This is a genomic window from Candidatus Phytoplasma sp. AldY-WA1, from assembly GCF_020312115.2.
Taxonomy (GTDB): Bacteria; Bacillota_I; Bacilli_A; order Acholeplasmatales; family Acholeplasmataceae; genus Phytoplasma; species Phytoplasma vitis.
In genome coordinates this window covers 1-850 of record NZ_JAHRHX020000135.1, presented here as the reverse complement: position 1 = coordinate 850, position 850 = coordinate 1, and the positions used below count along the sequence as shown (strand labels likewise).

At 24.8% G+C, this 850-nt stretch carries 1 protein-coding gene and 2 pseudogenes; all 3 read right to left on the bottom strand.

The genetic code is table 11. The features are described 5' to 3' along the window. Nucleotides 1–344 (bottom strand): annotated as a pseudogene (locus tag KTO59_RS04455) (hypothetical protein); the annotation flags it as partial. Further along, entirely contained in the window at nt 338–499 is a 162-nt protein-coding gene (locus tag KTO59_RS04450; protein WP_284928853.1) for a hypothetical protein, read from the bottom strand. The pseudogene KTO59_RS04455 and the gene KTO59_RS04450, both read right to left, overlap by 7 nt. After that, nucleotides 496–850: pseudogene (locus KTO59_RS04445) on the bottom strand (hypothetical protein); the annotation flags it as partial. The pseudogene KTO59_RS04445 and the gene KTO59_RS04450, both read right to left, overlap by 4 nt.

Genomic DNA, 850 nt, shown 5'->3' with positions numbered 1-850 from the left:
AAATTAAAAGCGATAATTCTTTTCTTTTGGGTAAATAAAATTAAATCAAATTTAATGTCTGGAATAAAAAATAAATTTACTTGAGGGTATAAATTAGTAATACCTTTGTTTTGAAAATATAATAAAATGAGATATTCGTTGATTTTACCACTAATTGCTTTTTGGCTTTGAGAATTGATATTATTTTGATTAAAATAATGGTTTAATTGTTGATAATTGGTTTTCATATATTCGTCAATTGAAAGTTTAAAGGTATCTTTTTTAAAAAAATGTTTTAATATTTTCACAGTTTTAATATTAGTATTGAAATGTTGGATGTTAAAAAAATCTTGATCGATTAACATTTTAAATTTCCTTTCTTTAAATAAAAAAAGACTTTTAAATTAAAGTCTTTTGTTGTTTTTTTAGTTTTAAAAATTCTTTTTATATTTTGGATAATGATATTATTGGAATAAGTGTGAATTGTTCCATTTTTTGATTGTTTGATAAATTTTTTCATAATAAATCCTTTTCTCTTAATAAATTAAAAACTTTCATAGCGTTGTTGTCAACTGGATCGTTGCTTGATAAAATTAAAGTTGAGCCTTGATGAATGCGACTGAGATAATCGTGATATCCGTCTTTTACTTGGTTAAAATACGATAAAGGTTTTTGTTCGATGACGTCGAGTTTATGATGCGCTTGTTTCTTTTTGCGTTCAATTCCGATTTTAGGATCAATGTCTAAATAAACTAGTAAATCGCATGGAGTGAATAATTGAGTTAATACGGTCTTAAAAATTGACTCTAAAATTAAAGTTTGTTCTTGAAATGGATATAGTTGGTAGGCATAAGTGGATGCTAACCAACGG

What these genes read in the sequence shown, in the direction of transcription:
- KTO59_RS04450 (WP_284928853.1), bottom strand. Translation starts at nt 499, where the DNA reads ATGAAAAAATTTATCAAACAATCAAAAAATGGAACAATTCACACTTAT.